Source organism: Bowmanella pacifica, assembly GCF_014645355.1.
GTDB classification, from domain to species: Bacteria; Pseudomonadota; Gammaproteobacteria; order Enterobacterales; family Alteromonadaceae; genus Bowmanella; species Bowmanella pacifica.
Genome location: NZ_BMLS01000004.1, coordinates 1 through 22,838 on the forward strand (window position 1 = coordinate 1; position 22,838 = coordinate 22,838).

At 48.3% G+C, this 22,838-nt stretch carries 31 protein-coding genes; 5 read left to right on the top strand and 26 right to left on the bottom strand.

Features of this window, described 5'->3' with window-relative positions; all coding sequences use genetic code 11:
- Nucleotides 1-262: 262 nt before the first annotated feature.
- A complete protein-coding gene (locus tag IEX02_RS12760; protein ID WP_188695736.1) occupies nt 263-1,024 on the top strand; it encodes a hypothetical protein in 762 nt (253 codons plus the stop codon).
- A gap of 57 nt (nt 1,025-1,081) precedes the next feature.
- Here the strand turns inward: IEX02_RS12760 and rplQ are convergent, their stop codons facing one another.
- The 18 genes from rplQ to IEX02_RS12850 all read right to left on the bottom strand — a co-directional run bounded on the left by rplQ (nt 1,082) and on the right by IEX02_RS12850 (nt 11,265).
- Nucleotides 1,082-1,480 carry a 50S ribosomal protein L17 gene (rplQ, locus tag IEX02_RS12765; protein WP_188695739.1) on the bottom strand — a complete coding sequence of 133 codons (399 nt, stop codon included), beginning with the start codon at nt 1,478-1,480 and terminating at the stop codon, nt 1,082-1,084.
- Nucleotides 1,481-1,522: 42 nt separating this feature from the next.
- Nucleotides 1,523-2,512 (bottom strand): DNA-directed RNA polymerase subunit alpha, encoded by a 990-nt coding sequence (locus IEX02_RS12770; RefSeq protein WP_188695742.1) that lies wholly within the window; start codon nt 2,510-2,512, stop codon nt 1,523-1,525.
- A 22-nt stretch (nt 2,513-2,534) separates the two neighbouring features.
- Nucleotides 2,535-3,155 carry a 30S ribosomal protein S4 gene (gene rpsD / locus IEX02_RS12775; protein ID WP_188695745.1) on the bottom strand — a complete coding sequence of 207 codons (621 nt, stop codon included), beginning with the start codon at nt 3,153-3,155 and terminating at the stop codon, nt 2,535-2,537.
- Nucleotides 3,156-3,185: 30 nt separating this feature from the next.
- Nucleotides 3,186-3,575 (bottom strand): 30S ribosomal protein S11, encoded by a 390-nt coding sequence (rpsK, locus tag IEX02_RS12780; protein WP_102798683.1) that lies wholly within the window; start codon nt 3,573-3,575, stop codon nt 3,186-3,188.
- A 12-nt stretch (nt 3,576-3,587) separates the two neighbouring features.
- Nucleotides 3,588-3,944: a 30S ribosomal protein S13 gene (rpsM, locus tag IEX02_RS12785; RefSeq protein ID WP_188696578.1), complete on the bottom strand. Its 357-nt coding sequence runs from the start codon at nt 3,942-3,944 to the stop codon at nt 3,588-3,590.
- Nucleotides 3,945-4,049: 105 nt separating this feature from the next.
- Nucleotides 4,050-4,166, bottom strand: a complete 117-nt coding sequence (gene rpmJ, locus IEX02_RS12790; RefSeq protein WP_102798681.1) for a 50S ribosomal protein L36 — start codon at nt 4,164-4,166, stop codon at nt 4,050-4,052.
- A 24-nt stretch (nt 4,167-4,190) separates the two neighbouring features.
- Nucleotides 4,191-5,510: a preprotein translocase subunit SecY gene (secY, locus tag IEX02_RS12795; RefSeq protein ID WP_188695748.1), complete on the bottom strand. Its 1,320-nt coding sequence runs from the start codon at nt 5,508-5,510 to the stop codon at nt 4,191-4,193.
- Nucleotides 5,511-5,515: 5 nt separating this feature from the next.
- Nucleotides 5,516-5,950, bottom strand: coding sequence for a 50S ribosomal protein L15 (rplO, locus tag IEX02_RS12800; RefSeq protein WP_188695751.1), 435 nt, complete (start codon nt 5,948-5,950; stop codon nt 5,516-5,518).
- Between the two features lie 3 nt (nt 5,951-5,953).
- Entirely contained in the window at nt 5,954-6,136 is a 183-nt protein-coding gene (gene rpmD / locus IEX02_RS12805; RefSeq protein WP_188695756.1) for a 50S ribosomal protein L30, read from the bottom strand.
- Nucleotides 6,137-6,142: 6 nt separating this feature from the next.
- Nucleotides 6,143-6,643 (bottom strand): 30S ribosomal protein S5, encoded by a 501-nt coding sequence (gene rpsE / locus IEX02_RS12810; protein WP_188695759.1) that lies wholly within the window; start codon nt 6,641-6,643, stop codon nt 6,143-6,145.
- A 9-nt stretch (nt 6,644-6,652) separates the two neighbouring features.
- On the bottom strand, nt 6,653-7,006 hold the full coding sequence (rplR, locus tag IEX02_RS12815; RefSeq protein WP_188695761.1) for a 50S ribosomal protein L18: 354 nt from the start codon (nt 7,004-7,006) through the stop codon (nt 6,653-6,655).
- Nucleotides 7,007-7,018: 12 nt separating this feature from the next.
- Nucleotides 7,019-7,552, bottom strand: coding sequence for a 50S ribosomal protein L6 (gene rplF, locus IEX02_RS12820; protein WP_188695763.1), 534 nt, complete (start codon nt 7,550-7,552; stop codon nt 7,019-7,021).
- 14 nt (nt 7,553-7,566) lie between these two features.
- Entirely contained in the window at nt 7,567-7,959 is a 393-nt protein-coding gene (rpsH, locus tag IEX02_RS12825) for a 30S ribosomal protein S8 (RefSeq protein WP_188695766.1), read from the bottom strand.
- A gap of 12 nt (nt 7,960-7,971) precedes the next feature.
- Nucleotides 7,972-8,277 carry a 30S ribosomal protein S14 gene (rpsN, locus tag IEX02_RS12830; RefSeq protein ID WP_102798673.1) on the bottom strand — a complete coding sequence of 102 codons (306 nt, stop codon included), beginning with the start codon at nt 8,275-8,277 and terminating at the stop codon, nt 7,972-7,974.
- A gap of 11 nt (nt 8,278-8,288) precedes the next feature.
- Nucleotides 8,289-8,828 carry a 50S ribosomal protein L5 gene (gene rplE, locus IEX02_RS12835; protein ID WP_188695769.1) on the bottom strand — a complete coding sequence of 180 codons (540 nt, stop codon included), beginning with the start codon at nt 8,826-8,828 and terminating at the stop codon, nt 8,289-8,291.
- Nucleotides 8,829-8,844: 16 nt separating this feature from the next.
- Entirely contained in the window at nt 8,845-9,159 is a 315-nt protein-coding gene (gene rplX, locus IEX02_RS12840) for a 50S ribosomal protein L24 (RefSeq protein WP_188695772.1), read from the bottom strand.
- Between the two features lie 12 nt (nt 9,160-9,171).
- The gene (gene rplN, locus IEX02_RS12845; protein WP_188695774.1) at nt 9,172-9,540 is read right to left on the bottom strand and encodes a 50S ribosomal protein L14; all 369 of its coding nucleotides are present in this window, start codon (nt 9,538-9,540) and stop codon (nt 9,172-9,174) included.
- Nucleotides 9,541-9,906: 366 nt separating this feature from the next.
- Nucleotides 9,907-11,265, bottom strand: a complete 1,359-nt coding sequence (locus IEX02_RS12850; RefSeq protein WP_188695777.1) for a DUF4397 domain-containing protein — start codon at nt 11,263-11,265, stop codon at nt 9,907-9,909.
- A 489-nt stretch (nt 11,266-11,754) separates the two neighbouring features.
- Here IEX02_RS12850 and IEX02_RS12855 point away from each other — a divergent pair, with 489 nt between their 5' ends.
- Entirely contained in the window at nt 11,755-12,162 is a 408-nt protein-coding gene (locus IEX02_RS12855; protein ID WP_188695780.1) for a hypothetical protein, read from the top strand.
- Between the two features lie 107 nt (nt 12,163-12,269).
- On the opposite strand, the gene IEX02_RS12860 is transcribed toward IEX02_RS12855, so the two are convergent.
- The 6 genes from IEX02_RS12860 to IEX02_RS12885 form a co-directional block, all read right to left on the bottom strand.
- The gene (locus IEX02_RS12860; protein ID WP_188695784.1) at nt 12,270-12,836 is read right to left on the bottom strand and encodes a hypothetical protein; all 567 of its coding nucleotides are present in this window, start codon (nt 12,834-12,836) and stop codon (nt 12,270-12,272) included.
- 363 nt (nt 12,837-13,199) lie between these two features.
- Nucleotides 13,200-13,940 carry a 23S rRNA (guanosine(2251)-2'-O)-methyltransferase RlmB gene (gene rlmB, locus IEX02_RS12865; RefSeq protein WP_188695787.1) on the bottom strand — a complete coding sequence of 247 codons (741 nt, stop codon included), beginning with the start codon at nt 13,938-13,940 and terminating at the stop codon, nt 13,200-13,202.
- Entirely contained in the window at nt 13,941-16,319 is a 2,379-nt protein-coding gene (gene rnr, locus IEX02_RS12870) for a ribonuclease R (RefSeq protein WP_188695790.1), read from the bottom strand.
- A 107-nt stretch (nt 16,320-16,426) separates the two neighbouring features.
- Complete coding sequence (locus IEX02_RS12875) at nt 16,427-17,041, bottom strand: tetratricopeptide repeat protein (RefSeq protein ID WP_188695793.1); 615 nt, start codon at nt 17,039-17,041, stop codon at nt 16,427-16,429.
- 82 nt (nt 17,042-17,123) lie between these two features.
- Complete coding sequence (locus IEX02_RS12880; protein ID WP_188696582.1) at nt 17,124-18,251, bottom strand: MalY/PatB family protein; 1,128 nt, start codon at nt 18,249-18,251, stop codon at nt 17,124-17,126.
- A 10-nt stretch (nt 18,252-18,261) separates the two neighbouring features.
- Nucleotides 18,262-18,696, bottom strand: a complete 435-nt coding sequence (locus IEX02_RS12885; protein ID WP_188695795.1) for a response regulator — start codon at nt 18,694-18,696, stop codon at nt 18,262-18,264.
- A gap of 158 nt (nt 18,697-18,854) precedes the next feature.
- Here IEX02_RS12885 and IEX02_RS12890 point away from each other — a divergent pair, with 158 nt between their 5' ends.
- Nucleotides 18,855-19,064, top strand: coding sequence for a YgaP family membrane protein (locus tag IEX02_RS12890; protein ID WP_188695798.1), 210 nt, complete (start codon nt 18,855-18,857; stop codon nt 19,062-19,064).
- A gap of 159 nt (nt 19,065-19,223) precedes the next feature.
- Here IEX02_RS12890 and IEX02_RS12895 read toward each other — a convergent pair whose 3' ends face one another.
- Nucleotides 19,224-19,415: a hypothetical protein gene (locus tag IEX02_RS12895; RefSeq protein ID WP_188695801.1), complete on the bottom strand. Its 192-nt coding sequence runs from the start codon at nt 19,413-19,415 to the stop codon at nt 19,224-19,226.
- Nucleotides 19,416-19,684: 269 nt separating this feature from the next.
- Between IEX02_RS12895 and IEX02_RS12900 the strand changes: the two genes are divergently transcribed.
- Both IEX02_RS12900 and IEX02_RS12905 read left to right on the top strand, forming a co-directional pair.
- On the top strand, nt 19,685-20,461 hold the full coding sequence (locus IEX02_RS12900) for a DUF2884 family protein (protein WP_188695804.1): 777 nt from the start codon (nt 19,685-19,687) through the stop codon (nt 20,459-20,461).
- Nucleotides 20,462-20,511: 50 nt separating this feature from the next.
- A complete protein-coding gene (locus IEX02_RS12905; protein WP_188695806.1) occupies nt 20,512-21,315 on the top strand; it encodes an SDR family oxidoreductase in 804 nt (267 codons plus the stop codon).
- Nucleotides 21,316-21,356: 41 nt separating this feature from the next.
- Here the strand turns inward: IEX02_RS12905 and IEX02_RS12910 are convergent, their stop codons facing one another.
- Nucleotides 21,357-22,787 carry a sodium-dependent transporter gene (locus IEX02_RS12910; protein WP_188695809.1) on the bottom strand — a complete coding sequence of 477 codons (1,431 nt, stop codon included), beginning with the start codon at nt 22,785-22,787 and terminating at the stop codon, nt 21,357-21,359.
- Nucleotides 22,788-22,838: the final 51 nt, after the last annotated feature.

Sequence of the window (22,838 nt, forward strand, 5' to 3'; positions counted from 1 at the left end):
CGTTGCTTGCCTTTCCTTGAATCCTTCTGCCTTCCTGGCCTGGCGGGCTACCCCGTCGAAGTGGTGCGCATTCTAGAGATTTCCGCTCAGCCGTCAACAGGTTTTTTCATATTTCTTAATTTTTGTTGTTCAACCGATTATTTTCCACTCAATCGGCTATTTTTTGTTTTGTTTTGTTTATTTCTTGTTACTCTTGAACTCCTTTTCCGTACGAGAGTCCCATTAGAGACTTAGTCGTTTTGACACCTTCGGAAGTCTGTTCATGAAGAAAATACTATGTTCGGTATTGTTATTAGCCACGACAGGGACGATGGCAGTAGCAACAGAAACCACCGAGACAAATAAGAAGAACAGGGAAACAGTAGAGTTTATCCAGAGACAAGTGGCACAGAACATGTCTATCGGCCGCGCGGTCAAAAGCATTGTTAGTCATTATCCTCAGGATGTTGAGATAGTCGTGGGCACAGCCCTTGATCTGTATCCTGATCAATACAAGGAAGTCATTCATGCTGCGATTGCTGCGCAACCGGCTTTAACAGAAGACGTTGTGCGTATCGCTTTGGAAAAAGGCATAACCAGCTGCACTGATATAGTAGAAACTGCCATTAATGCCGAACCCAGCTATGTAGACTTTGTTGCGAGTGCAGCTGTCTATTCAACGCCTGAAGAATTAGATGACATAGTTAGGGTTGCAGTTGTCACCGAGCCAAACTCTGCAGATGCTATCGTTCGTTCTGTTGCTAAAGCCCACCCTAATAAGCTGGTCGACATTATTAAGACTTCGATGGAAGCCGTCCCCTTCGTTGGAGAATATATAGTAGATGCATTATTAGCGGCTTTTCCTGACAACGCAGACCAGGTGATAACCACAGCGATTCAGGAGTCTGCTTCTCATCATGAGAATCTGCAGCGCATACTTGAAACAGCGCGCAGTGCAGGCTTAACAGATGAACAATTAACAGAATATGCTTTTAAGGCAGGCGCGAATGCCGAGGAAGTGGCGGCAATATTAAATAAAGATTAAATAGTATAGAGAATAAAAAAACCGGGCTAAGCCCGGTTTTTTTATTTATCAGTCAGCTTATTCAGCTGCTGCTTCTTCGGTAGCTGCTTCTTCTACAACTGGACGGTCTACCAGTTCAACATATGCCATAGGGGCATTGTCACCGGTACGGAAACCACATTTCAAAATACGAATGTAGCCCCCTGGACGCTCGGTATAACGAGGACCCAGTTCATTAAACAACTTACCTACAACCTCTTTATCACCAGTGCGAGCAAAGGCCAAACGGCGATTTGCAACACTGTCTTGCTTAGCAAGTGTAATCAGAGGCTCAATAACGCGACGCAGTTCTTTCGCCTTAGGCAAAGTAGTTTTGATGATTTCGTGTTTCACCAAAGAACCTGCCATATTGCGGAACATCGCTTGACGATGGCTGCTGTTGCGATTTAACTGACGACCACTCTTACGATGGCGCATGGTTCTTTCCTTCTTAACAAATCAGTTTAACTTGCGACCTGATTAGTCTTTCTCAGCAATACTCTCTGGTGGCCAGTTTTCCAGGCGCATACCCAATGAGAGTCCGCGAGAAGCGAGCACGTCTTTGATCTCAGTCAGAGACTTCTTACCCAGGTTAGGGGTTTTGAGCAGCTCAACTTCTGTGCGCTGGACCAGGTCACCAATGTACTGGATAGCTTCTGCTTTCAAACAGTTGGCAGAACGTACCGTCAATTCCAGATCATCAACTGGACGAAGTAGAATCGGATCAAACTCCGGCTTCTCTTCTTTAGCCACTGGCTCTTTGATATCGCGCAGTTCAACGAAGGCTTCCAATTGCTCAGCTAAAATAGTAGCTGAACGACGGATGGCTTCTTCTGGGTCGATAGTGCCATTGGTTTCCATATCGATAATCAGTTTGTCCAAGTCTGTGCGTTGTTCAACACGAGCAGACTCAACACTGTATGCGATACGTTCTACAGGACTGAAAGAGGCATCCACTAACAAACGACCAATAGGTCTGTCGTCTTCTTCAGAGGTACGACGGGTAGCAGCAGGAATATAGCCACGTCCCATTTCCACCTTGATACGCATGCTGATTGAGGCTTCGCCTGTCAGCGTACAAATCTGGTGCTCTGGGTTCACAATAGTGACATCACCATCGTGCTGGATATCGCCTGCAACTACCGGGCCTGCACCAGACTTAACCAGGGTCAAGGTGGCTTCATTCTTACCTTCGAGACGAACAGCCAGACCTTTAAGGTTCAGCAAGATCTCGATAACGTCTTCCTGGACGCCTTCCTTAGTACTGTACTCGTGCAAGACGCCGTCAATTTCTACTTCAGTCACCGCACAACCTGGCATAGATGAAAGCAGAATGCGACGCAGTGCATTTCCGAGTGTATGACCGAAACCACGCTCCAACGGCTCAAGTGTTACCTTGGCGCGGGTTTTGGATACGTTATCTATCTCGACTAACCTTGGTTTAAGGAATTCAGTTACAGAACCCGACATTGTTTCCTCTCTTTGACCTTCTTTACTTACTGTAAAGTTCGACGATCAGCTGTTCGTTAATTTCGGCAGACAAGTCGCTACGCTCAGGAATACGCTTGAACACGCCTTCCATCTTCTTGCTGTCCACTTCTATCCAAGTAGGCTTTTCGCGCTGATCGGCTAGCTCAAGAGCAGACACGATACGTGCTTGCTTCTTAGCTTTTTCACGAACAGACACAACGTCTTCAGCAGATACGCTAAAAGAAGGAACGTTAACAACTGTACCATTAACCATAATGGCCTTGTGACTTACCAACTGACGCGCTTCAGAGCGAGTGCTGGCAAATCCCATGCGGTAAACCACGTTGTCAAGACGCTGCTCAAGCAATTGCAGCAGGTTTTCACCTGTGTTGCCTTTCAGACGTGCTGCTTCTTTGTAGTAGTTACGGAATTGCTTTTCCAGCACGCCGAACATACGACGAACTTTCTGCTTCTCACGCAACTGCACACCATAATCAGACAAACGGCCACGACGGGCACCGTGCTGACCAGGCGCAGTATCAATTTTACATTTCGAGTCAATTGCTCGAACGCCACTTTTCAGGAACAGGTCTGTTCCTTCGCGGCGGCTAAGTTTGAGTTTGGGACCCAAATATCTTGCCATGATCTTTCTCCAACTGTCCTAAAACGCTGCTTATACGCGACGTTTCTTAGGTGGACGACAACCGTTGTGAGGGATAGGAGTCACATCGGTAATGTTAGTGATACGGTAACCCGTCGCGTTCAGGGCACGGATCGCAGACTCGCGGCCTGGACCTGGACCTTTAACGAACACTTCAAGGTTCTTCAAACCGTATTCCTGGGCCGCAACACCGGCGCGCTCGGCAGCAACCTGAGCGGCGAATGGCGTAGACTTACGTGAACCACGGAAGCCTGAACCACCGGAAGTTGCCCAAGACAGGGCATTACCTTGACGGTCAGTGATAGTCACTATCGTGTTGTTGAAAGAGGCATGGATATGAGCCATACCATCAGCGACCTGGCGTTTTACGCGCTTACGAGTACGTACTGGTGCTTTTGCCATAAATCCCCCCGCTTACTTCTTAATCGGCTTACGAGGACCTTTACGGGTGCGCGCATTAGTTTTAGTGCGCTGACCACGAACAGGCAAGCTGCGACGGTGGCGCATGCCACGGAAACAACCTAGGTCCATCAAACGTTTGATGCTCATTGACACTTCACGACGCAAGTCACCTTCAACAGTGAATTTGGCGACTTCGTCACGCAGTTTGTCAATTTGCGTTTCATCAAGATCTTTGATCTTGGTAGTCTCTGCAACACCAGCGGCCGCACAGATGCTCTTCGCACGTGTAGCACCGATACCGAAGATCGCTTGAACAGCGATGACGGTATGCTTGTGTTCAGGGATGTTAATGCCAGCGATACGGGCCACTAACAGCACTCCTATAGTTAAATTGTCGTCAGCCTAAAAAGCCCGCTAGGATACTTATCCAACGACAAAATTGCAAATTAAGCTCTCAAATGAGCTCAGTTTTGATTAGCCTTGCCTTTGCTTATGCTTAGGGTCACTGCTACAAATCACGCGCACAACACCGTTGCGCTTGATGATTTTGCAGTTACGGCAAATCGCTTTGACAGATGCACGAACTTTCATTTCGTTACTCCGTAAATGCCAATCTTAGCGGCCGAAGCCTTTCAGATTGGCTTTCTTCAGAACAGACTCATATTGATGAGACATCAAATGGGTCTGGACCTGTGCCATAAAGTCCATGATTACCACAACGATAATCAGCAAAGATGTACCGCCAAAGTAGAACTGTACGTTCCAGGCAATCATCATGAACTCGGGCACCAAACAAATAAAGGTAATGTATAAGGCACCGGCCAAAGTCAGGCGTGTCATCACTTTATCAATATAGCGAGATGTTTGCTCACCGGGACGAATTCCAGGAACAAAAGCACCGGATTTTTTCAAATTATCGGCTGTCTCACGCGGGTTGAATACCAACGCCGTGTAGAAAAAGCAGAAGAAAATGATCGCTGCTGCATACAACATGGCATGCAGAGGTTGTCCGGGTGACAGCATCAGAGACACGTCTTGCAACCAGGATAACGATTCATTCTGACCAAACCAGCTCGCCAGTGTACCTGGGAACAGGATGATACTGGAAGCAAAGATTGGTGGAATAACGCCCGCCATGTTGACTTTCAGTGGTAAGTGGGTGCTTTGCGCCGCGAAAACCTTACGGCCTTGTTGGCGCTTAGCGTAGTTGACCACGATACGACGCTGGCCACGCTCCACGAATACCACAAAATAAGTCACTGCGATAACAATCACACCAATCAATACCAGGAACAGGAAGTTAAGATCCCCCTGTCTGGCTTGCTCCACAGTTTGACCGATAGCTGTAGGTAAACCTGCAACAATACCGGTGAAGATCAGAATGGATATACCATTACCGATACCACGCTCAGTGATTTGCTCACCCAGCCACATCAGGAACATAGTTCCTGTGACCAGGCTGACCACTGCTGTAAAGTAGAAGCCGAAACCAGGATTAATCACCAAGCCCTGCATCAAGTTTGGCAGACCGGTGGCAATGGCAATTGCCTGGAAGATAGACAACACTAAGGTAAGATACCTGGTGTACTGACTAATCTTACGACGACCCGCCTCGCCTTCTTTTTTCAACTCCGCCATCTGAGGATGAACAACCGTCAACAACTGCATGATGATGGACGCTGAAATATAGGGCATGATGCCAAGCGCCAGGATTGATGCACGTTCTAACGCACCACCGGAGAACATGTTAAACATTTCTACGATAGTACCTTTCTGCTGCTCGAATAAACTCGCCAGCACCGCCGCATCAATACCAGGAATAGGCACGAAAGAACCAAGCCTGAATACGATAATCGCACCCAAGACAAACAACAGTCTTGATTTAAGCTCGGTCAAACCGCCTTTGGCGCCTGAATCCAATCCTGGTTTAGCCATTTAGCTTATTCCTCTACTTTACCGCCAGCAGCTTCAATAGCTTCACGGGCGCCTTTAGTTACCTTCAAGCCGTTTACAGTAACAGCGCGAGCGATGTCACCACTTTTCATTACTTTAACGTGCAGCACGTCTTTCTTAACCAGACCTGCAGCTTTTAAAGTTTCCAGTGACACTACTTCACCTTCTACCTTCGCGATTTCAGCCAACGTAACCTGATCACTAACCAGAGACTTACGTGAAGTGAAACCGAACTTAGGCAGACGGCGCTGAATAGGCATCTGACCGCCTTCGAAACCGGCACGTACGGTACCGCCAGAACGTGAAGTCTGACCTTTGTGACCACGGCCACCGGTTTTGCCCAAGCCAGAACCGATACCACGGCCCAAACGCTTGGATGATTTTTTAGCTCCAGGTGCAGGAGCAATCGTATTCAAATGCATGAGTTACTCCTCAACTATCTCAACCATGTAGTTGACCTTGTTGATCATACCGCGAACAGCAGGAGTGTCTTCCAACTCACGAACATGACCAATACGACGCAGACCCAAACCAGTCAGCGTAGCCTTGTGGCTAGGCAAACGAGCGATTGAGCTCTTGGTTTGTCTTACCTTAAGTGTCTTAGCCATGATTCATTACCCCAAAATCTGTTCTACGGACAATCCACGCTTAGCCGCAACCTGCTCAGGGGACTTCATATCCACCAGGGCATTAATAGTTGCACGCACTACGTTGATTGGGTTGGTAGAGCCGTAACATTTTGAAAGTACGTTCTGTACGCCAGCGACTTCCAGTACTGCACGCATTGCACCACCGGCAATGATACCGGTACCTTCGTGTGCAGGCTGCATGTAAACCTGAGAGCCAGAGTGACGACCCTTAATTGGGTGCTGAAGGGTAGTACCATTCAGACCCACGGTAACCAGGTTACGACGCGCTTTTTCCATCGCCTTTTGAATTGCGGAAGGAACTTCGCGAGCTTTACCGTAACCGAAGCCTACACGACCGTTGCCATCACCAACTACTGTCAGCGCGGTGAAGCTCATGATGCGTCCACCTTTAACAGTCTTGGCTACACGGTTTACGGCGATAAGCTTTTCTAACAGTTCACCGTTTTGAACTTCTACTTTAGCCATAATCTACTCCTAGAACTGAAGACCTGCTTCGCGAGCAGCATCAGCCAATGCCTTCACTCGACCGTGATACTTAAAACCGCTGCGATCGAAAGACACTTCAGTAATGCCTTTTTCAATTGCGCGTTGTGCGATCACTTTGCCCACTGCAGTAGCAGCATCTGCATTACCTGTTACTTTCAGGTCTTTACGCAGATCGGCTTCAACAGTAGAGGCAGCCGCCAGCACTTCTGAGCCATTAGCGGCAATCAGCTGTGCATAGATGTGACGGGGAGTACGGTGTACTACCAGGCGGGTTGCGCCCAGTTCACTGATCTTTTTGCGAGCGCGAGTCGCGCGGCGCAAACGAGCTGTTTTCTTATCCATCGTATCAACCCCTTACTTTTTCTTGGCTTCTTTACGACGCACAACTTCATCGGCGTAACGAACACCTTTGCCTTTGTAAGGCTCTGGTGGACGGTATCCACGGATGTTAGCTGCAACCTGACCTACTTGCTGCTTATCAGCGCCTTTAACGACGATTTCAGTCTGAGTAGGAGTCTCTACGCTAACGCCAGCAGGCATTTCGTAGACTACGGGGTGAGAGAAACCCAGTGTCAGGTTCAGTTTGCTACCTTGTGCCTGAGCACGGTAACCAACACCTTGCAACTGCAGTTTTTTCTCGAAACCGTTGGTGACGCCGATCATCATGGCATTCAGCAGTGCGCGAGCAGTACCAGCCTGAGCCCAACCGTCTACAGCGCCTTCACGAGGCTGTGCTTTCAGATTGTTCTCTTCTTTAACTACTTCAACTGCACCGTTGAACTCACGGCTCAGCGTGCCGTTTTTACCTTTCAGTGTGACAACCTGACCTGCGATAGTAACTTCTACGCCGGCCTGAATCTCAACTGGGGCTTTTGCTACACGTGACATCGAATAATCCTCCGTTACGCTACATAGCCGATGACTTCGCCACCCATGCCAGCTTTACGCGCAGCACGGTCAGTCATCACGCCCTTGGACGTTGAAACAATAGCGATACCCAGACCACCCATTACTTTTGGCAGCTCATCTTTTTTCTTATAGATGCGCAGACCAGGGCGGCTGACACGCTCGATAGTTTCAATCACTTTCTTACCTTCGAAGTACTTCAACGTAACTTCAAGGGTAGGCTTAACGTCACCAGATGCCTGGAAGTCAGCAATGTAACCTTCTTCTTTCAGAACCTTAGCAATCGCAACACGCAGCTTAGAGGACGGCATAGTGACAGACACTTTGCTGGCCAGCTGACCGTTACGGATGCGGGTGAACATATCCGCGATAGGATCTTGCATACTCATATTAGCTACTCCTTACCAACTGGCTTTCTTCAGACCAGGGACTTCACCACGCATGGCGGCCTCACGCAGTTTGATACGGCTCAGGCCGAACTTGCGCAGGAAACCATGAGGACGGCCAGTAATACGGCAACGGTTATGTTGACGTGTACGAGCAGAGTCACGAGGTAATGATTGCAGCTTGAGCACAGCGTCCCAACGCTCTTCATCAGAAGAGTTCACACTGCTGATAATGGCTTTCAGCTCAGCACGTTTAGTGGCGTGCTTGGCTACCAGCTTGGCGCGCTTTACTTCACGCGCTTTCATTGATTGTTTTGCCATAACCCTACACCTTATTTCTTGAATGGGAAGTTAAAAGCAGCCAGCAGAGCGCGACCTTCCTCATCCGTATTGGCACTAGTAGTGATAGTAATATCCATACCACGTACCTTATCAACTTTATCAAAGTCGATTTCGGGGAAGATAATTTGCTCGCGAACACCCATGCTATAGTTTCCACGGCCATCGAATGATTTAGCATTCAGACCACGGAAGTCACGGACACGTGGGATAGCGATTGAAATCAAACGCTCCAAGAATTCCCACATACGCTCGCCACGTAGGGTTACTTTACAGCCAATCGGATAACCTTCACGGATTTTAAAACCCGCAACGGATTTGCGTGCAACGGTAACAACAGGCTTCTGGCCAGCAATTGCCTGCATATCGGCAGTTGCGTTTTCCAGAATCTTTTTATCCGCTACAGCTTCACCCAAACCCATGTTTAAGGTGATTTTTTCAATCCGAGGGACTTGCATGACGCTTTTGTAACCGAACTGCTTAGCAAGTTCTGCCACTACTGTTTCTTTATAGAAATCATGCAGTTTCGCCATCGTACTCTCCAATTAATTAAACCAGTTCACCGTTTGACTTGAAGAAACGTACTTTCTTCTCGTCTTCAAAACGGAAACCGACGCGATCAGCTTTACCCGTTTTAGGGTTCAGGATCGCTACATTCGATACGTGAATTGATGCTTCTTTCTCAACGATGCCACCAGCAACACCTAACTGAGGGTTAGGCTTCTGGTGTTTCTTCATCACATTCACACCTTCTACTACCAGACGGTCAGACTCAACCAGCACTTTCAGGACTTTGCCTGTTTTGCCTTTGTCTTTACCGGCCAATACGACAACTTCATCATCACGACGAATTTTTCTTGCCATTATCGTGACTCCTTATAGTACCTCTGGGGCCAGTGAGATGATCTTCATGAATTTATCTCCACGAAGCTCACGGGTTACCGGACCAAAGATACGCGTACCAATAGGTTGCTTGTTGTTGTTCAGCAACACGGCTGCGTTGCTGTCGAAACGGATCAAAGAACCGTCAGGACGACGAACGCCTTTTCTAGTACGCACCACCACTGCATTCAGTACGTCACCTTTTTTTACTTTACCGCGAGGAATTGCTTCCTTGACGGTAACCTTGATGATGTCACCGATATGTGCATAACGGCGATGCGAGCCACCAAGAACCTTAATACACATTACCCTGCGAGCGCCGGAGTTATCGGCAACATCCAGGCTAGTTTGCATTTGGATCATTGTTAGTGCTCCGCTGTTGTTAAGGCCTTTTCAGGCCGTTAGCTGCTTTAATAGTCATACCCCTATAAAAAGGGCGCGAAATAATAACAGAAAAGAATTTGCGGTGATACCCGAAATGTTGAAAAAAACGCCTGGGGTGTTCTCTCTTTAGCTTGGGGGACTCTGAGAAGCCGTATTAAGCTACAAACCTTTCCTTTTAATTCAAAGAATTAGGTGCATTTACCACGCTTGATGACAGCATCTCGCCCAGCGCTGAGTAGCCCTGTTTCTCTTGAATAGACAAAATTGGGGCACATAGCCGCAATTCCACCCCTGAACAGAAAAAAGGCCTCAAAATGAGGCCTTCAGATGTCCGTTATTTACGACTTAGTGCAATAGCACCACACGATAGCCGCTGGAAGAACTTACATCAGGCTCAATAGAGACCATGTAATTCACTGCCTCATCGATGGCTAGCGCTTCGGTACGATAGAGCAGCGTTTGATTACCACTATTATCGTCATGCAAGGCTATGATTTCGAAATAGTCACTAGGTAAGGATATATCCTCGCTATTTGCAAAGCCCAAACGCTTCACCTTATATTGCGCGGTTTCTACCGTCTCATCCTGACGAACAAAATAGATATCAATGTTGGCATAGTCCTTTACCAGGTTGACGACATTCATTTCATGTTCGTATACCTGGGGAAGCTCACTCTCTTCAAATGCTAAGGTAGTCAGCTTATCGTCTTTGTTAAGGTAAACAACCACCGTCTTCGCGTCGCCCTGGTTAAGGGTCAATAGGCGATTACTAAAGGAATAGTTATTGTCAGCTGTCAGCGCAGAAATCTGGTAATCACCATATTTTACCGAGTGGAATTCACCCAGCTCGCGGCTGACCAGTTCATCTTGATTATCCGTATCCGTGCCTTTCACACTCACGTTGGTGCTCTGTGCTTCCAGGCTGTTATATACCCGGTATTGTGCCCCGGCTCTGACATCTTTATAGCTAGAGATTGAGGTGGAGTTGATAACCAGGTCAACCGACAGGTTGTTCTGAGTCGTACCCGCAGATTGTCTGACCACCATGGTATATTCGGTGTCATAGCTGAATTTCATTGTTGGGCTTTCATAGATAACCTCAGTCTTACCCGGCTCAGTCAGGTACACCACATAGTCACCAGTATCCCAATTTGGATTCGTGCTATCCGCGTCCCAGTATTTACCTTCGACCACCTCGCCAAAACTCAGGCTGTCAATCTTACTGGCATCGTCAAAAGGCGCACCAGCATCAGCCATATATAAGTCATAGCTAGTATTTTCCACTGCGGACATAGCGTACAAAATGAAGTGATCCGTCAATTCCTGACGTTCAAACTTATGTTCAACCAGTGTGGGGGCTTCATAGTCGCCAATCAGCATAAATAGTGACTTTTGACCATCACTAAGCGTCACACTCTTGCTGATCACTTCAACCAGCTTGTCGCTCGCGTCTGTACGCTTCAGTGTCAGAGTTGCATCCCCGGCATCAACCGTGCTCAAACCCGATGCATCACCGTAGGCGGCACTGCCAAGGTCAGCATCATCAAGATAAAGATCGGTATCGGCACTGTTAGGGGAACCGTTATAGAACTGTATATAGGCGCTGGGGTACACGCTATCGTCGTCGCTGGAGCCACCGCAACCACTTAAGGCCAATACGGATGCTGATACCAGCAAGGGAAGAGAGAGAGCTTTGAAATGCATTTAGGGTCCTCGTTACATATAAGGTCGGCTTGACTTCCTGATGACCAAGCCAATACTCACAAGTTCTCGACGATTCACATTCTTTACCAATCTTTACATCGCTTTACAAAACCACCCCAAAAATGGCGCAATTAGATAGCTTTATTGTCTTAATCTTTCTCCATTTCTGCGCTAGCGGTTTATACCCTCCTGCTGATTTAGCGCCACTATGCGCCCCCTAAGACGCAATGTTGTCAGTGCTGATGCCGGCCCTTTTACATAGCCAGCTGTTATCCCCGCAGCTTTATTTACCGCCCCTCTCGTTACTTAGAAACTCAGCTCTCATGGGGGCACCATGAGAAATAGGCCGGTTACACCACCGAACTTCACCTTGCGAGCAGAAAAATGTGTATTAGAGTCATTTATGCATGCTTATGCATGTCTCACTGAGGCTGGAAGTAGTGAGCGGATGGCGTTCGCCATAACTATACAAGGAAAAGGATGGATACTATGTTGAAAAAAAGTCTGTTTCTCGGTTGTTTATTTGCCAGCTCTGTTTGTCACGCCGACCCGATACAAGATATGGGATTGTCAGGTCATGAAGCCGGATGGTTCCCTAACTTTATTCAGGGACAAGGCCCCATGACCTGCCGTAAAACCTGCGATATCTGGACAGGTCTGCCCGCAGAAACCGAAAAGGCCAACGATCTGGTGTCCGGCCGGGATATTGCGTCTGTCTGCAAGATTACCAAGGACCCTACCATTATCCACCAGGGCATTAACGACCCTTCCTCACACTGGCTATACGGAAATCAGCAGGACAAGGATCCTGTATGCACTGTTGGCTGGCAGGAAGCCTCAGGCAACCTGACGGTAACACAGCGTAAGGAATTTATGTGTTTGTGTGTATCGCCTTGACAAAGAAGGGGGCTTAGCGCCCCCAATCCTGTGTTTGAAGAGCAACCAAATACTCAGAAAAGCTCCTTCGCCCACAATAACCATGAACTGCATTCACAATGATTGCTTCATGGCTGCGTCAAGGTATCCAGATAGAAATCTTTGAGCAAAGTTTTCAGCGTACCATTCTGCCGGTATTCAATAATTTTTGCTTCGATCAGGTCAAAAGCCTGCTTATGCTTACTGTGGCAGACAATATTGTCGCGAATCACAAGCGGGGAATAATTCGCCTGGTAAGGAAAGTGGGCCTCAATACCCAATTCCTTGTAGGCAAATACAATATCCGGATAAAACGCAAAAATCAGATTAACTCGGCCAGACATCAGCAGTTTTAAGTTCTCCAGCTCGGTTTGCACCGTAAAAGTGCGGCGCGCCTTGCCCATCATCTGCTGCATTGCTGCACTAACTGGTATGCCTCTCACCAGGCTGACAACGTCCTTACTTGTCACATCCTCAACGCCGCTGACTAAACGATGTGGCTCGGTAGATACCACTCGAACCAGCGCCATATTAAATGCCTGACTGCTGAGGAGATCACCTGGCAACACATCTCGCTCTGTTTGGCTAAAGGTTTCTAGACCAGGGGAGTAGCACGCAAAGCTACCCCGTAAAAAGTTAGCTTTGGCGCGCTTCATCGGCATCACAACAACTTGATAGCTTTGAGCGAGTTCTGTTTCCGACAATATTTTCGACAACAACAGATAATAAACGCCGCTCGGAGGAAGACCTTTTGTGTTGGTTTGAAACAGTCCACTGAGTTCAGCTGCTGCGATGACATTTCGTTCATCAGCCAAAGAAGGCTTGGCGATGCAAGCAGCAAAGAATATCAAGGTTAACCACAGCCCAACTTGACATCTATGCAACAAGAGCTGGCAGGCAGGGCAACGGCGCATAATGGCTATGATGCTCAATGCAGAGCACGCATATTTGCTGGTAAACCATCATACTGGTAAGAATGACCTCTAAACACTCTCGCCTCCGCCTGTGTAAGTTAACCTTTATGTTTTCCTTTGCCTGACCACTTCATATAAACAAATCCCTGTCGCAACCGATACATTCAGACTGGATACCGAGCCCGCCATAGGCAGCTTGATCAGTTCATCACAATGCTCGCGGGTTAACCTGCGCATCCCTTTACCTTCGGCTCCCATAACTAAAGCCAGAGGGCCGGTTAACTTAGACTGGTAAATGTCCTGCTGGGCTTCTCCAGCGGTACCAACAATCCATACCCCTGCCTGCTGCAGCTCCTTGAGGGTTCTGGCCAGATTGGTCACCTGAATAAGGGGAATCACCTCGGCCGCACCGCACGCCACTTTACGTACCGTTGGCGTCAACGAAGCAGATTTATCCTTAGGCACCACCACAGCATGTACACCGGCTGCATCTGCAGTGCGCAGACACGCCCCTAAATTGTGTGGGTCGGTTACCCCGTCCAGCACCAGCAAAAACGGGCAAGCATTATCCTCAATGATCTTATCCAGATCCTTTTCGTCATATTGACGGCCTGGTCTGGCCTTGGCAACTAGACCTTGGTGTTGTTCACCCTGAGCTTTGTCATCCAGGGTTTTACGCTGACAGAACTGTATAGAAACACCAAAACGCCTGGCCTGATTAATGATATTGGTCAGGCGCTCATCTTCTCGCCCTTTCAGCACAAAAAGTTCTATCAAACGTTCCGGCTCACGCTGCAGCAGTGATTCGAGAGCGTGGATGCCATATAGCCATTCTTGCTGCGCCATTTACTTCTTTTTCCTACTGGTTGGTTTTGTCTTGCGGTCACCCTTGCGTGGTTCACTTTCTGATGACTCGCTGCGCCTGCCTTGCCGGGTTGAGGCTTTGGTTTTGCCGCCCGTTGGCCAGGCTGATTTTGCTGCTTCCTCGGCTTTAGGTTTTTTGGCCTTTTTAATCATCACCTTGCGACCGCCTTTGCCTTTACCCATAGGCTGGTCCAACACAAAGTCAATTTTACGATCATCAAGGTTCACGCCGGCCACTTTCACTCTCAGTTGATCACCCAGGCGATACACTGTGCCAAAGTTTTCTCCGATAAGATGCTGTTTCAACTCATCATAGTGATAGTAGTCATTCTCCAGCGAAGAAATATGTACCAGGCCATCAATATGAAAATCACTCAGGCGCACAAAGAAACCAAAGCTGGTTACCGAGGCAATCACACCATCAAAACTGTCGCCAACATGATCCAGCATAAACTCGCATTTCAGCCAGTCGGCCACATCACGAGTGGCATCATCGGCACGCCGCTCGGTCATTGAACACTGAATGCCTAATTGTGAGACTTCTTCCACTGTATAAGCTTTACCGCCGGTTTTGCTCTTACGCGACGCCAGTTTATCCAACACGGCCTTGATTGCCCTGTGCACCACAAGGTCAGGATAACGGCGGATCGGTGAGGTAAAGTGCGCATAAGCATCCAATGCCAAACCGAAATGGCCAACATTCTCGCGGTCATAAACGGCCTGTTTCATGGAACGCAGCAACATGGTCTGGATAAGTTCCTGATCCGCTCGGTTAGCAATCTTATCCACTACATTGGAGAAGTCCGCCGGATGTGGGTCTTTACCTATGCCATGGGGGATCCCCACTTCGCCAAGATAACTTAGGAAGCTAAGCAGTCTGTCCTGATCCGGCTTGTCATGCACCCGATATAGGGCCTCGGCTTGATTTTTTTGCAAAAAGTTAGCCGCACTAACGTTAGCCAGAATCATGCATTCTTCAATCATCTTATGCGCATCGTTACGCACCACTGGCACGATATGGTCGATTTTGCGTTGGGCATTAAAGATAAATTTGTTTTCCTGGGTTTCAAACTCTATGGCCCCGCGTCTACCACGGGCTTTTTTCAAGACCCGGAACAGGTCGTGCAAATGACGAAGATGGGGAACCAAGGGCTCATAGCGCTGATAAAGTTCTTTATCCCCTTGCAGAATATCCCACACCTTGCTGTAGGTCAGACGGGCATGAGAATTCATCACGGCTTCGAAAAAACGGTAGTCTTTCAGTTGTCCGGACTTAGACACCTGCATCTCACACACCATGCACAAGCGATCAACCTGCGGATTTAACGAGCACAGTCCGTTAGACAACACTTCCGGTAACATAGGAACAACCTGTTCAGGGAAGTACACCGAATTACCGCGTTCAATAGCTTCTTTATCCAAAGCCGTACCAGGGCGCACATAATGGCTAACATCAGCAATAGCGACCCACAGCTGCCAGCCACCATCATCCAGAGGTTCGCAGTACACTGCGTCATCAAAATCTCTGGCATCTTCGCCGTCAATGGTCACCAAAGGCATTGCCCTTAGATCAACCCTTCCTTGCTTGGCCTCTTCCGGTACCTGTTCGGCTAAGCCTTGAACCTGCTTCTCAACCTCTTTGGGCCAGTTGTGCGGAATATCGAAAGTCCGTAACGCCATTTCGATTTCCATGCCAGGCGCCATATGCTCGCCGAGCACTTCGATAATCTTACCCACGGCGTTCACGCGTTTCATCGGCCGCTGAATAATTTCCACTACCACCACATGACCTTGTCTGGCACCGTTCACATGCTCGGGTGGAATAATGATTTCCTGGCAGATGCGGCTATCATCCGGCACCACCAAGCCTAGGCCCTGTTCAAGGAAAAAACGACCAACAATGGCTTCACTGCGCGGCTCGACAATACGCACGATACGCGCTTCTTTCTTGCCTTTAAAGTTCTGACTACTCTCAGTCACCAGTACAATGTCACCGTGCAGAAGCGCCTGCATCTGGGCATTGTGAATAAACAAATCCGGCTGCCCGTCATCACGCTTTAAGAAGCCGAAGCCATCCCGATGCCCCAGCACCTTGCCGCGGATCAGATCCATCTTATCAGCCAGGCCATACTTTTTGTTGCGGTTGAACAGTATCTGTCCTTCCCGCTCCATGGCACGCAGGCGACGCTGAATACCAATCCGGCTTTCTTCGTCGCTGGCATTCACCAACTCGCAGATTTCCAGAAAGGACAGCGGCTTGTTATGTTCGGTTAAAATTTGCAGCAGGTATTCGCGGCTGGCGACAGGATTTTCATACTTTTCCTGTTCCCGTTGGAAATAGGGATCGTCAGATTGAGACAAATGGGGAGTCCGTTATATCAGGTTTAGGCCCCTAGTATAGCGAACTCGCGCATTAGTAGTAGCAGGGAATTGTTCTAAACCCATAAACAGCCAAGCCCATCTTCGGCCTAACTGTCCAGTTCACGTTTGGCAGCCCTTACGGCCTTGGGGTGCATTAGCTTTTCCAGTTCAGACAAACAATACGCAATCTTTTGGTGCGTAGGCTTATCACTGGTGATGGCGTTGTATAGCCAGTGGTAGGCATCTTCATAATCATAAGGGCTACCGTAGCCTTCAATGAAGAGCTCAGCCAGGCGAATCTGCGCGTTGAGATTGCCAAGGCCAGCCGCTTCACGCAAAAATACCACGGCTTTATGTTTGTCCTGCTGAACCAGTTTACCCAAAGCATAATACCGGCCCAATTGTTCCAGTGCTTCGGGCAGACCTTGCTGGGCAGCTTGCTTCATAAAATGTACCCCGCGCTCAGGATCAGCCTTTACACACACACCCCAGGCCAACATATCGCCCCACAAGAACTGATAAGCTGGCACCAGCAGCGTATCGGCGCGTGCCTCAATATCTTGTACCAACTGGCATTTATCCAATACCACCCGATCCAAATGGGTGTTTTGCCGAATCATGCCGATCAGTTCATCCTGAGAATACAATTGCACGGCTTTAAGCTCTTCGGCCTGTATGGACAAAGACAACAACATCAGGGTCAGACCGGCAATGGCTTTCATATTCAATCCTCTTCAAAGTCTGTTGTCTTTATCGGCGCGAGGACAGAATGCTTAAGCACACCGCCCCAAGGCGTCAGTCTAACTAAGCTTTCAACCGTTGAATCACTTGTTCTAACTGGCTACGCGGACAAGCAAAGTTAATTCGGAAGAACTGCTTATCACCGAAGTCTGCACCCGGTGAGGGGCCAACGCCGCGTTCTTCACACCAGCTTTGCGGATTGTCTACCCCCAAACCACTGGCATCCACCCAAGCCAGGAAGGTCGCTTGAGGCGCAAGCAGTTTAAGGCCGGGGATTTGATTTACTTCCTGCATCAGATAATCCCGGTTGCCACGCAAATAAGTCAACTGAGCTTCATACCAATCATCACATTGGCTAAACGCCGCTTCGGTGGCGTACAGCCCCAACACATTTGCCCAGGGCACAATCCCCATCGCCGCCTGCACAAACTGCTGGCGTACACGGGCATCAGGAATGATCGCAAAAGACGTTCCCAAGCCGGCAATATTAAAGGTTTTACTGGCCGCCATCAGCGTCACGGAGTTGTGCTTTAAGCGCTCAAGCTTGCTGGCTGGAATATGCCGTGCCTGCTCATCCAAAACCAGGTCACAATGAATTTCATCTGAGCACAACACCAGGTTGTGGCGTTCACAGATAGCGGCAACTTGTTGCAATTCAGCTTCGCTGAATACCGCTCCCACCGGGTTCATGGGGTTACACAAAATCAGCAGCTTAGCTTTAGGGTCGGCGGCTTCACGCTCCAGCGCTTCAAAGTCCAGCTCCCAGCGTCCCTCGTTTTCCAAAGTAGGAATATCTACCCTCTGCAACTGATTCAAACCAGGGGCAGCTAACAATGGCGGGTAATTGGGAACTTGTACCAGCACTTTATCGCCAGCTTCACAATAAGCTTTACAGGCCACATTAAAGGCAGGCACTACACCTGGCGTCCAGACAATCCAATCCGTATTAATCTGCCAGTCGTGGCGACGCGCCAACCAATCCTTAATCGCTATTTTGGCGGGTTCATATTGAGCCGGCAGCGTGTACCCAAGCAGCCCATGCTCCACCCGCTGATGCAGAACATCCAAAATAGGTTGTGCACATTTAAACTCACTGTCTGCAACCCACACTGGCAAAATGTCCTTGCCAGCGTATTTATTCCATTTAAACGAACAGCTTTCACGCCTGTCTATTATCTGATCAAAATCCATACAACCCACTTCATTCATCAATAAGGTCTTCCCGATAATCTCGTTGCAGCTTCTCCCGCAACACCCGGGCTAACTTTTCCTGTAATTCTTTCCTGGAGAAAGGCTTAGCAATAAACTCGGTGACACCGGCTTTAGATGCCTCAACGACATTTTCCCGGGTAGCATCACCTGTCAGCATAAGAAAGGGAGTTTGCGGTTCAAGCTTTCGAAAGGCCTGTAAAAAGCCCAGTCCATTCATTTCACGCATATGCCAATCGCAAATGACCAGATCATAGTAGCCACTACCGGTCTCGTGCAGATGTTCCAGCGCCGGACGCCCATCACCGAAAAAGCCGATGTCAGCAAAATTCATATCGCGCAATACATGTCTCAACAACTCCTGAGTGATACCGTCATCTTCCAGTACCAGTGCGTTGAGAAATACCGCGCTTATCGTTACATCCATCTGCACTCTCCCTGCTGAGCCATCACTATATGTCTTGCTACCACCCCAAGACAAATTTGATCTGGAACAATTTATTGCGTTCAGGAATTTGACTCGCGTCAAAGTTCAATTTTTGTTCAAAGCAGATAATGATGCCATCAAATCGGCGGAGAAAAACCATGAAAGAGAAAGACAATGTTGGCATTCTGGATACAGCCGTTCGTTCAATTCTGTCCTGTATCCTGTTAGCTCTTGCTGTAGAGGGGCTGTATTCCAACACTACCAGTCTAATCCTGGCGGCACTGGGAGTCGTATTGTGGATAAGCTCATCCACAGGTGTTTGCTTACTCTATAAAATGCTGGGTGTGGATACTTACCACAAGGCTTAAGGTGTGTTCATCATGCCGGCAGGGCGAATGTTGCAAAGGCGGCGTTCGCCCTTTCGTCGTTGCTGTGTAAAACTGTTGCCGGACTCTGGTCTACGAGAATACATCCAGGCACAAAAAAAGCGCTCTGAGCGCTTTTTTGCTTTCTATTAAATTGGCTAATCAGATGGCATAGCTGAACAATATACAAAGTACCAGGCCAGTGACTCCAAAAAAGCCATATTCTACTTTCTCTTTCATTGCGTCATCCACCAGCACAGGCTTGTGGATCATCGCCATAATGATGCTGCTAAAGCCAAGGACAAAGGCTAGCAGTGCCAGGCCAAACAATACGGCTTCGGTCCAGTTGCTCATAATTCACCCCAATTTCATTCAAGCTGGGGCTATTATGCACCAAAAGACAGCCGGAGATCAGTGGCTTGGATCAAATTTTTAGCGTTTAACGACAATTCTCTATCAGTCACTTAGTGGCGTAATTGACTAACAGTTAACAATGCTAACCATATTTTTATTTCTCAACATTCCCCCATATGCAATATCTATTTGTTTATAAAGGTTTTTTACACTTGGCATAGGGGTTGCTCTATTGAGTAAAAGGCAAATGCCACTGAGGGGCAATCGAAATGAAAATATTGATCGCAGCAGCAACTTTACTTTGTACCAGTGCAGTCATGGCTGAAGACTGCAATATGAACATCAAAGGTAAAATGACCTTAAGTCACAGTAATCTGACTCTGCAACTGGACGATAAGCGCAATCTTTTATTAGATGGACAGCATGCCAGTATTAACGGCACAGAAATGCAATTAAACGCCGGGCAACTTCATCTGCTAAATAGCTATCACCAAAAAGTAGAAACGCTTGCGCCTAAGGTAGCAACCTTAGCCTTGGATGCTGTTTCATTGGCTAACGAGGGCGTATCGCGGGCGTTTAATGAATTGCTGGGGGAGGACAACGAGCTGGTTGCTGACTTGTCTGGGGAAATTGAGACCCTGCACGGAAAATTAACCCAAGAATTCTACGCGCATGACGGCAGTATTCGTTTCGACTCGTCACGATTTGAAGATGGGCAGTTCCTGGGAGAAGACTTTGAGAAAGCCTTCAAACAACGTATCGAGAACCTGGTTCAGCGCTCAATGGGCAGCTTTATGATCGCCCTAGGCAAGCAAATGCTGTTCAATGGCGGGGATATGCAAGCCTTTGAGGCACGTATGGAAAACTTTGGTGCTCAGTTAGAGGCCGATATGGAAGCCCAGGCTGGGAAGATTGAAGCCCGAGCCGATGCGCTGTGCGCAGATTTACGGTCTTTGGCTCGACTGGAAGACCAGATCAGCGACGAGATCCCTGCCTTAGCAAGTCTGGATATGATCAAGGTTTCTGCGTCCCGTCATTCCATGTAAGCTGCGCTTACCACTATTTCTCCCTAAGCGGCGAAAGCCGCTTTTTTTATATGTTTAAAACCATTGGAATTTGCGGCTGTGGCTGGCTAGGGTTTCCCCTCGCCCTGCAACTAACGCGCAGCGGACATAAGGTGCTAGGTACATCCCGCAGCGAAAATAAACTGGCCCTGCTGTTGCAGCAGAATATCAGCGCTTATCGATTTTCTCTCGGCGAGCTTCTGCCCTGGTCTTCTCCACCAGATGTATTAGTGCTAAATCTCCCGCCTGGGCGTCGGCAATTTGATGAACAAAGCTTCACCAAAGATATGACAACACTGATTCAGCAGGCACTGGAACAGCAAAGTAAAATTCTTTTTATCAGTAGCACCTCGATTTACGGGCAGGCACTGGGCGAAATAACCGAGCAGCATATGCCACAGCCAGACACTGCATCGGCTAAAGCGCATCTCAGGTTAGAGCAGCAAATACTGCAAAGCGGTCAGGGCAGCATTTTACGCCTGGCAGGCTTGATTGGCCCGGGTCGACACCCAGTTAAACAACTTAGCGGCCGAGTGCTGGATAAGGGAGAGCAAAAGGTTAATCTGGTGCATCAGCAGGACGTAATAACCGCGATTGAGGCCATCATCCAACAAGGTCAATGGCAGCAGGTGTTTCACCTTAGTGCGACAGAACACCCCAGCAGAGCCGAGTTCTATACCTGGGCCGCGGCGAAAGCTGGCTTAAATGCCCCTCAATTTACCCCAGCGACAACAGCCGATAAGGGCAGATGGATAAATGCCGATGCCAGTTTAAAGACACTAGGTATCGGGCTGCGCTATCCCAGCCCTTACGATATGCCGATTGAATGTGACTGAGCAAAAACAAAGGCAGCCAAGGCTGCCTTTGTTTTCATCTATCAGAACAGCAGATTCTTGCCAAAGAACACGGTCGACACCGTGTTGACAAATATCACCGCCAGAATCACTGGAATAAAGGTGCCCAACGAGAAGTTCACGTACTTTTGCAGCAAAGAACCGGCAAAGGTACTGTTACCCTGACTGATCTCTGCATCAAAGTTCTGCTTACGCCATTTGTAGATAACAAACAAACACAGCAACAAGCCGTTCAGCGGCAGGATAGTTTCATAGAAAATATCGTACACCACATCAAAGAAAGACTTGGTCAAAGGCTCACCGGCAGCATTCAAGCCATAGGACGTCAGGCTGGAGAAAAGCTCCACCCGTCCAAACGACAGTGCGCTTATGATGGCCAGAAGAATCATCGCTCCTCCAAGCAAAAACAACGCTTTGCGGCGTCCCATCCCTTTGCCGTCCATCAGACTGGCCACCGGCACTTCAATAATAGAAACCAAGGATGTTAAGGCAGCAAAAAACACCAACAGGAAGAAGAAGCTAGCGATAAAAGAGGCACCGACATAGCCAATGTCTGATTGCAACGCCAGGAATATCTTAGGTAGGAAAGTAAAAATCATACTGATACTAGACTCAGACAACGTACTGAGCTGTACATCAGGATTAAACGAAAACACGGCTGGCAATATAAGCAAACCAGAACAAGCCGCTACTAACAACGACAAGCCTGCAACCATTTTCCCGGCCTGAACAATGTTGTTCTCTTTTTGAATATATGAGCCGTAAGTGATCAGAATGCCCATGGCCAGTGACAGTGAGAAAAATGCCTGGGCCAGCGCCCCGTTCAGCACCTTACCAGTCAACTTGTCGAATTCGGGGATCAGGAAAAATTTAACCCCCAGAATGGCATTGTCCAGCGTCATCACATAGATAACCAGTGCAATCAGCATCAGGAACAACAAAGGCATCAATACCTTAGCGGCTTTCTCTATGCCCTTTTTGACCCCGCCTTGCAGGATAAAGAACGTCATTCCAATCACCACGGCCATATAGACAAAGAGTTCATTACTATTGATAAAGACGCCGAAGCTGTCAGGTGCGGCCAGGAAATCCAGCTGTCCCATAACAGACTTTGCCAAATAGCCAAAAATCCACACCGTGATAACCAAGTAGAACACGCCGATCATAAAAGGCGTAATCACCGACATCCACCCTACCGTACGCCAGGCCCGATTCTGGCCGATTTCAGAGTATGCACCGAGAGGATTTTGTCTGGTATGACGGCCCAAACTCATTTCGGCAAGCATCACTGGCAGACAAATGAAAAAGACAAAAATGGCATACATAATCAAGAATGCAGCACCGCCATTCTTACTTGCCATAACAGGAAAGGCGACAAGATTGCCTATTCCAACCGCTGAACCTGCCGCGGCCAGGACGAATCCCAGGCTGGAACTGAATTCTTCACGCTTCATAACGTCGTGGACTCCTGGAGTTTATCATTGTAGTTGTGTTCCGGAAGGCCG

Coding starts and splice junctions, on each gene's coding strand:
- IEX02_RS12760 (WP_188695736.1), top strand. CDS start 263: ATGAAGAAAATACTATGTTCGGTATTGTTATTAGCCACGACAGGGACG.
- rplQ (WP_188695739.1), bottom strand. CDS start 1,480: ATGCGCCATCGTAAGAGTGGTCGTCAGTTAAATCGCAACAGCAGCCAT.
- IEX02_RS12770 (WP_188695742.1), bottom strand. CDS start 2,512: ATGTCGGGTTCTGTAACTGAATTCCTTAAACCAAGGTTAGTCGAGATA.
- rpsD (WP_188695745.1), bottom strand. CDS start 3,155: ATGGCAAGATATTTGGGTCCCAAACTCAAACTTAGCCGCCGCGAAGGA.
- rpsK (WP_102798683.1), bottom strand. CDS start 3,575: ATGGCAAAAGCACCAGTACGTACTCGTAAGCGCGTAAAACGCCAGGTC.
- rpmJ (WP_102798681.1), bottom strand. CDS start 4,166: ATGAAAGTTCGTGCATCTGTCAAAGCGATTTGCCGTAACTGCAAAATC.
- secY (WP_188695748.1), bottom strand. CDS start 5,510: ATGGCTAAACCAGGATTGGATTCAGGCGCCAAAGGCGGTTTGACCGAG.
- rplO (WP_188695751.1), bottom strand. CDS start 5,950: ATGCATTTGAATACGATTGCTCCTGCACCTGGAGCTAAAAAATCATCC.
- rpmD (WP_188695756.1), bottom strand. CDS start 6,136: ATGGCTAAGACACTTAAGGTAAGACAAACCAAGAGCTCAATCGCTCGT.
- rpsE (WP_188695759.1), bottom strand. CDS start 6,643: ATGGCTAAAGTAGAAGTTCAAAACGGTGAACTGTTAGAAAAGCTTATC.
- rplR (WP_188695761.1), bottom strand. CDS start 7,006: ATGGATAAGAAAACAGCTCGTTTGCGCCGCGCGACTCGCGCTCGCAAA.
- rplF (WP_188695763.1), bottom strand. CDS start 7,552: ATGTCACGTGTAGCAAAAGCCCCAGTTGAGATTCAGGCCGGCGTAGAA.
- rpsH (WP_188695766.1), bottom strand. CDS start 7,959: ATGAGTATGCAAGATCCTATCGCGGATATGTTCACCCGCATCCGTAAC.
- rpsN (WP_102798673.1), bottom strand. CDS start 8,277: ATGGCAAAACAATCAATGAAAGCGCGTGAAGTAAAGCGCGCCAAGCTG.
- rplE (WP_188695769.1), bottom strand. CDS start 8,828: ATGGCGAAACTGCATGATTTCTATAAAGAAACAGTAGTGGCAGAACTT.
- rplX (WP_188695772.1), bottom strand. CDS start 9,159: ATGGCAAGAAAAATTCGTCGTGATGATGAAGTTGTCGTATTGGCCGGT.
- rplN (WP_188695774.1), bottom strand. CDS start 9,540: ATGATCCAAATGCAAACTAGCCTGGATGTTGCCGATAACTCCGGCGCT.
- IEX02_RS12850 (WP_188695777.1), bottom strand. CDS start 11,265: ATGCATTTCAAAGCTCTCTCTCTTCCCTTGCTGGTATCAGCATCCGTA.
- IEX02_RS12855 (WP_188695780.1), top strand. CDS start 11,755: ATGTTGAAAAAAAGTCTGTTTCTCGGTTGTTTATTTGCCAGCTCTGTT.
- IEX02_RS12860 (WP_188695784.1), bottom strand. CDS start 12,836: ATGAAGCGCGCCAAAGCTAACTTTTTACGGGGTAGCTTTGCGTGCTAC.
- rlmB (WP_188695787.1), bottom strand. CDS start 13,940: ATGGCGCAGCAAGAATGGCTATATGGCATCCACGCTCTCGAATCACTG.
- IEX02_RS12875 (WP_188695793.1), bottom strand. CDS start 17,041: ATGAAAGCCATTGCCGGTCTGACCCTGATGTTGTTGTCTTTGTCCATA.
- IEX02_RS12880 (WP_188696582.1), bottom strand. CDS start 18,251: ATGGATTTTGATCAGATAATAGACAGGCGTGAAAGCTGTTCGTTTAAA.
- IEX02_RS12885 (WP_188695795.1), bottom strand. CDS start 18,696: ATGGATGTAACGATAAGCGCGGTATTTCTCAACGCACTGGTACTGGAA.
- IEX02_RS12890 (WP_188695798.1), top strand. CDS start 18,855: ATGAAAGAGAAAGACAATGTTGGCATTCTGGATACAGCCGTTCGTTCA.
- IEX02_RS12895 (WP_188695801.1), bottom strand. CDS start 19,415: ATGAGCAACTGGACCGAAGCCGTATTGTTTGGCCTGGCACTGCTAGCC.
- IEX02_RS12900 (WP_188695804.1), top strand. CDS start 19,685: ATGAAAATATTGATCGCAGCAGCAACTTTACTTTGTACCAGTGCAGTC.
- IEX02_RS12905 (WP_188695806.1), top strand. CDS start 20,512: ATGTTTAAAACCATTGGAATTTGCGGCTGTGGCTGGCTAGGGTTTCCC.
- IEX02_RS12910 (WP_188695809.1), bottom strand. CDS start 22,787: ATGAAGCGTGAAGAATTCAGTTCCAGCCTGGGATTCGTCCTGGCCGCG.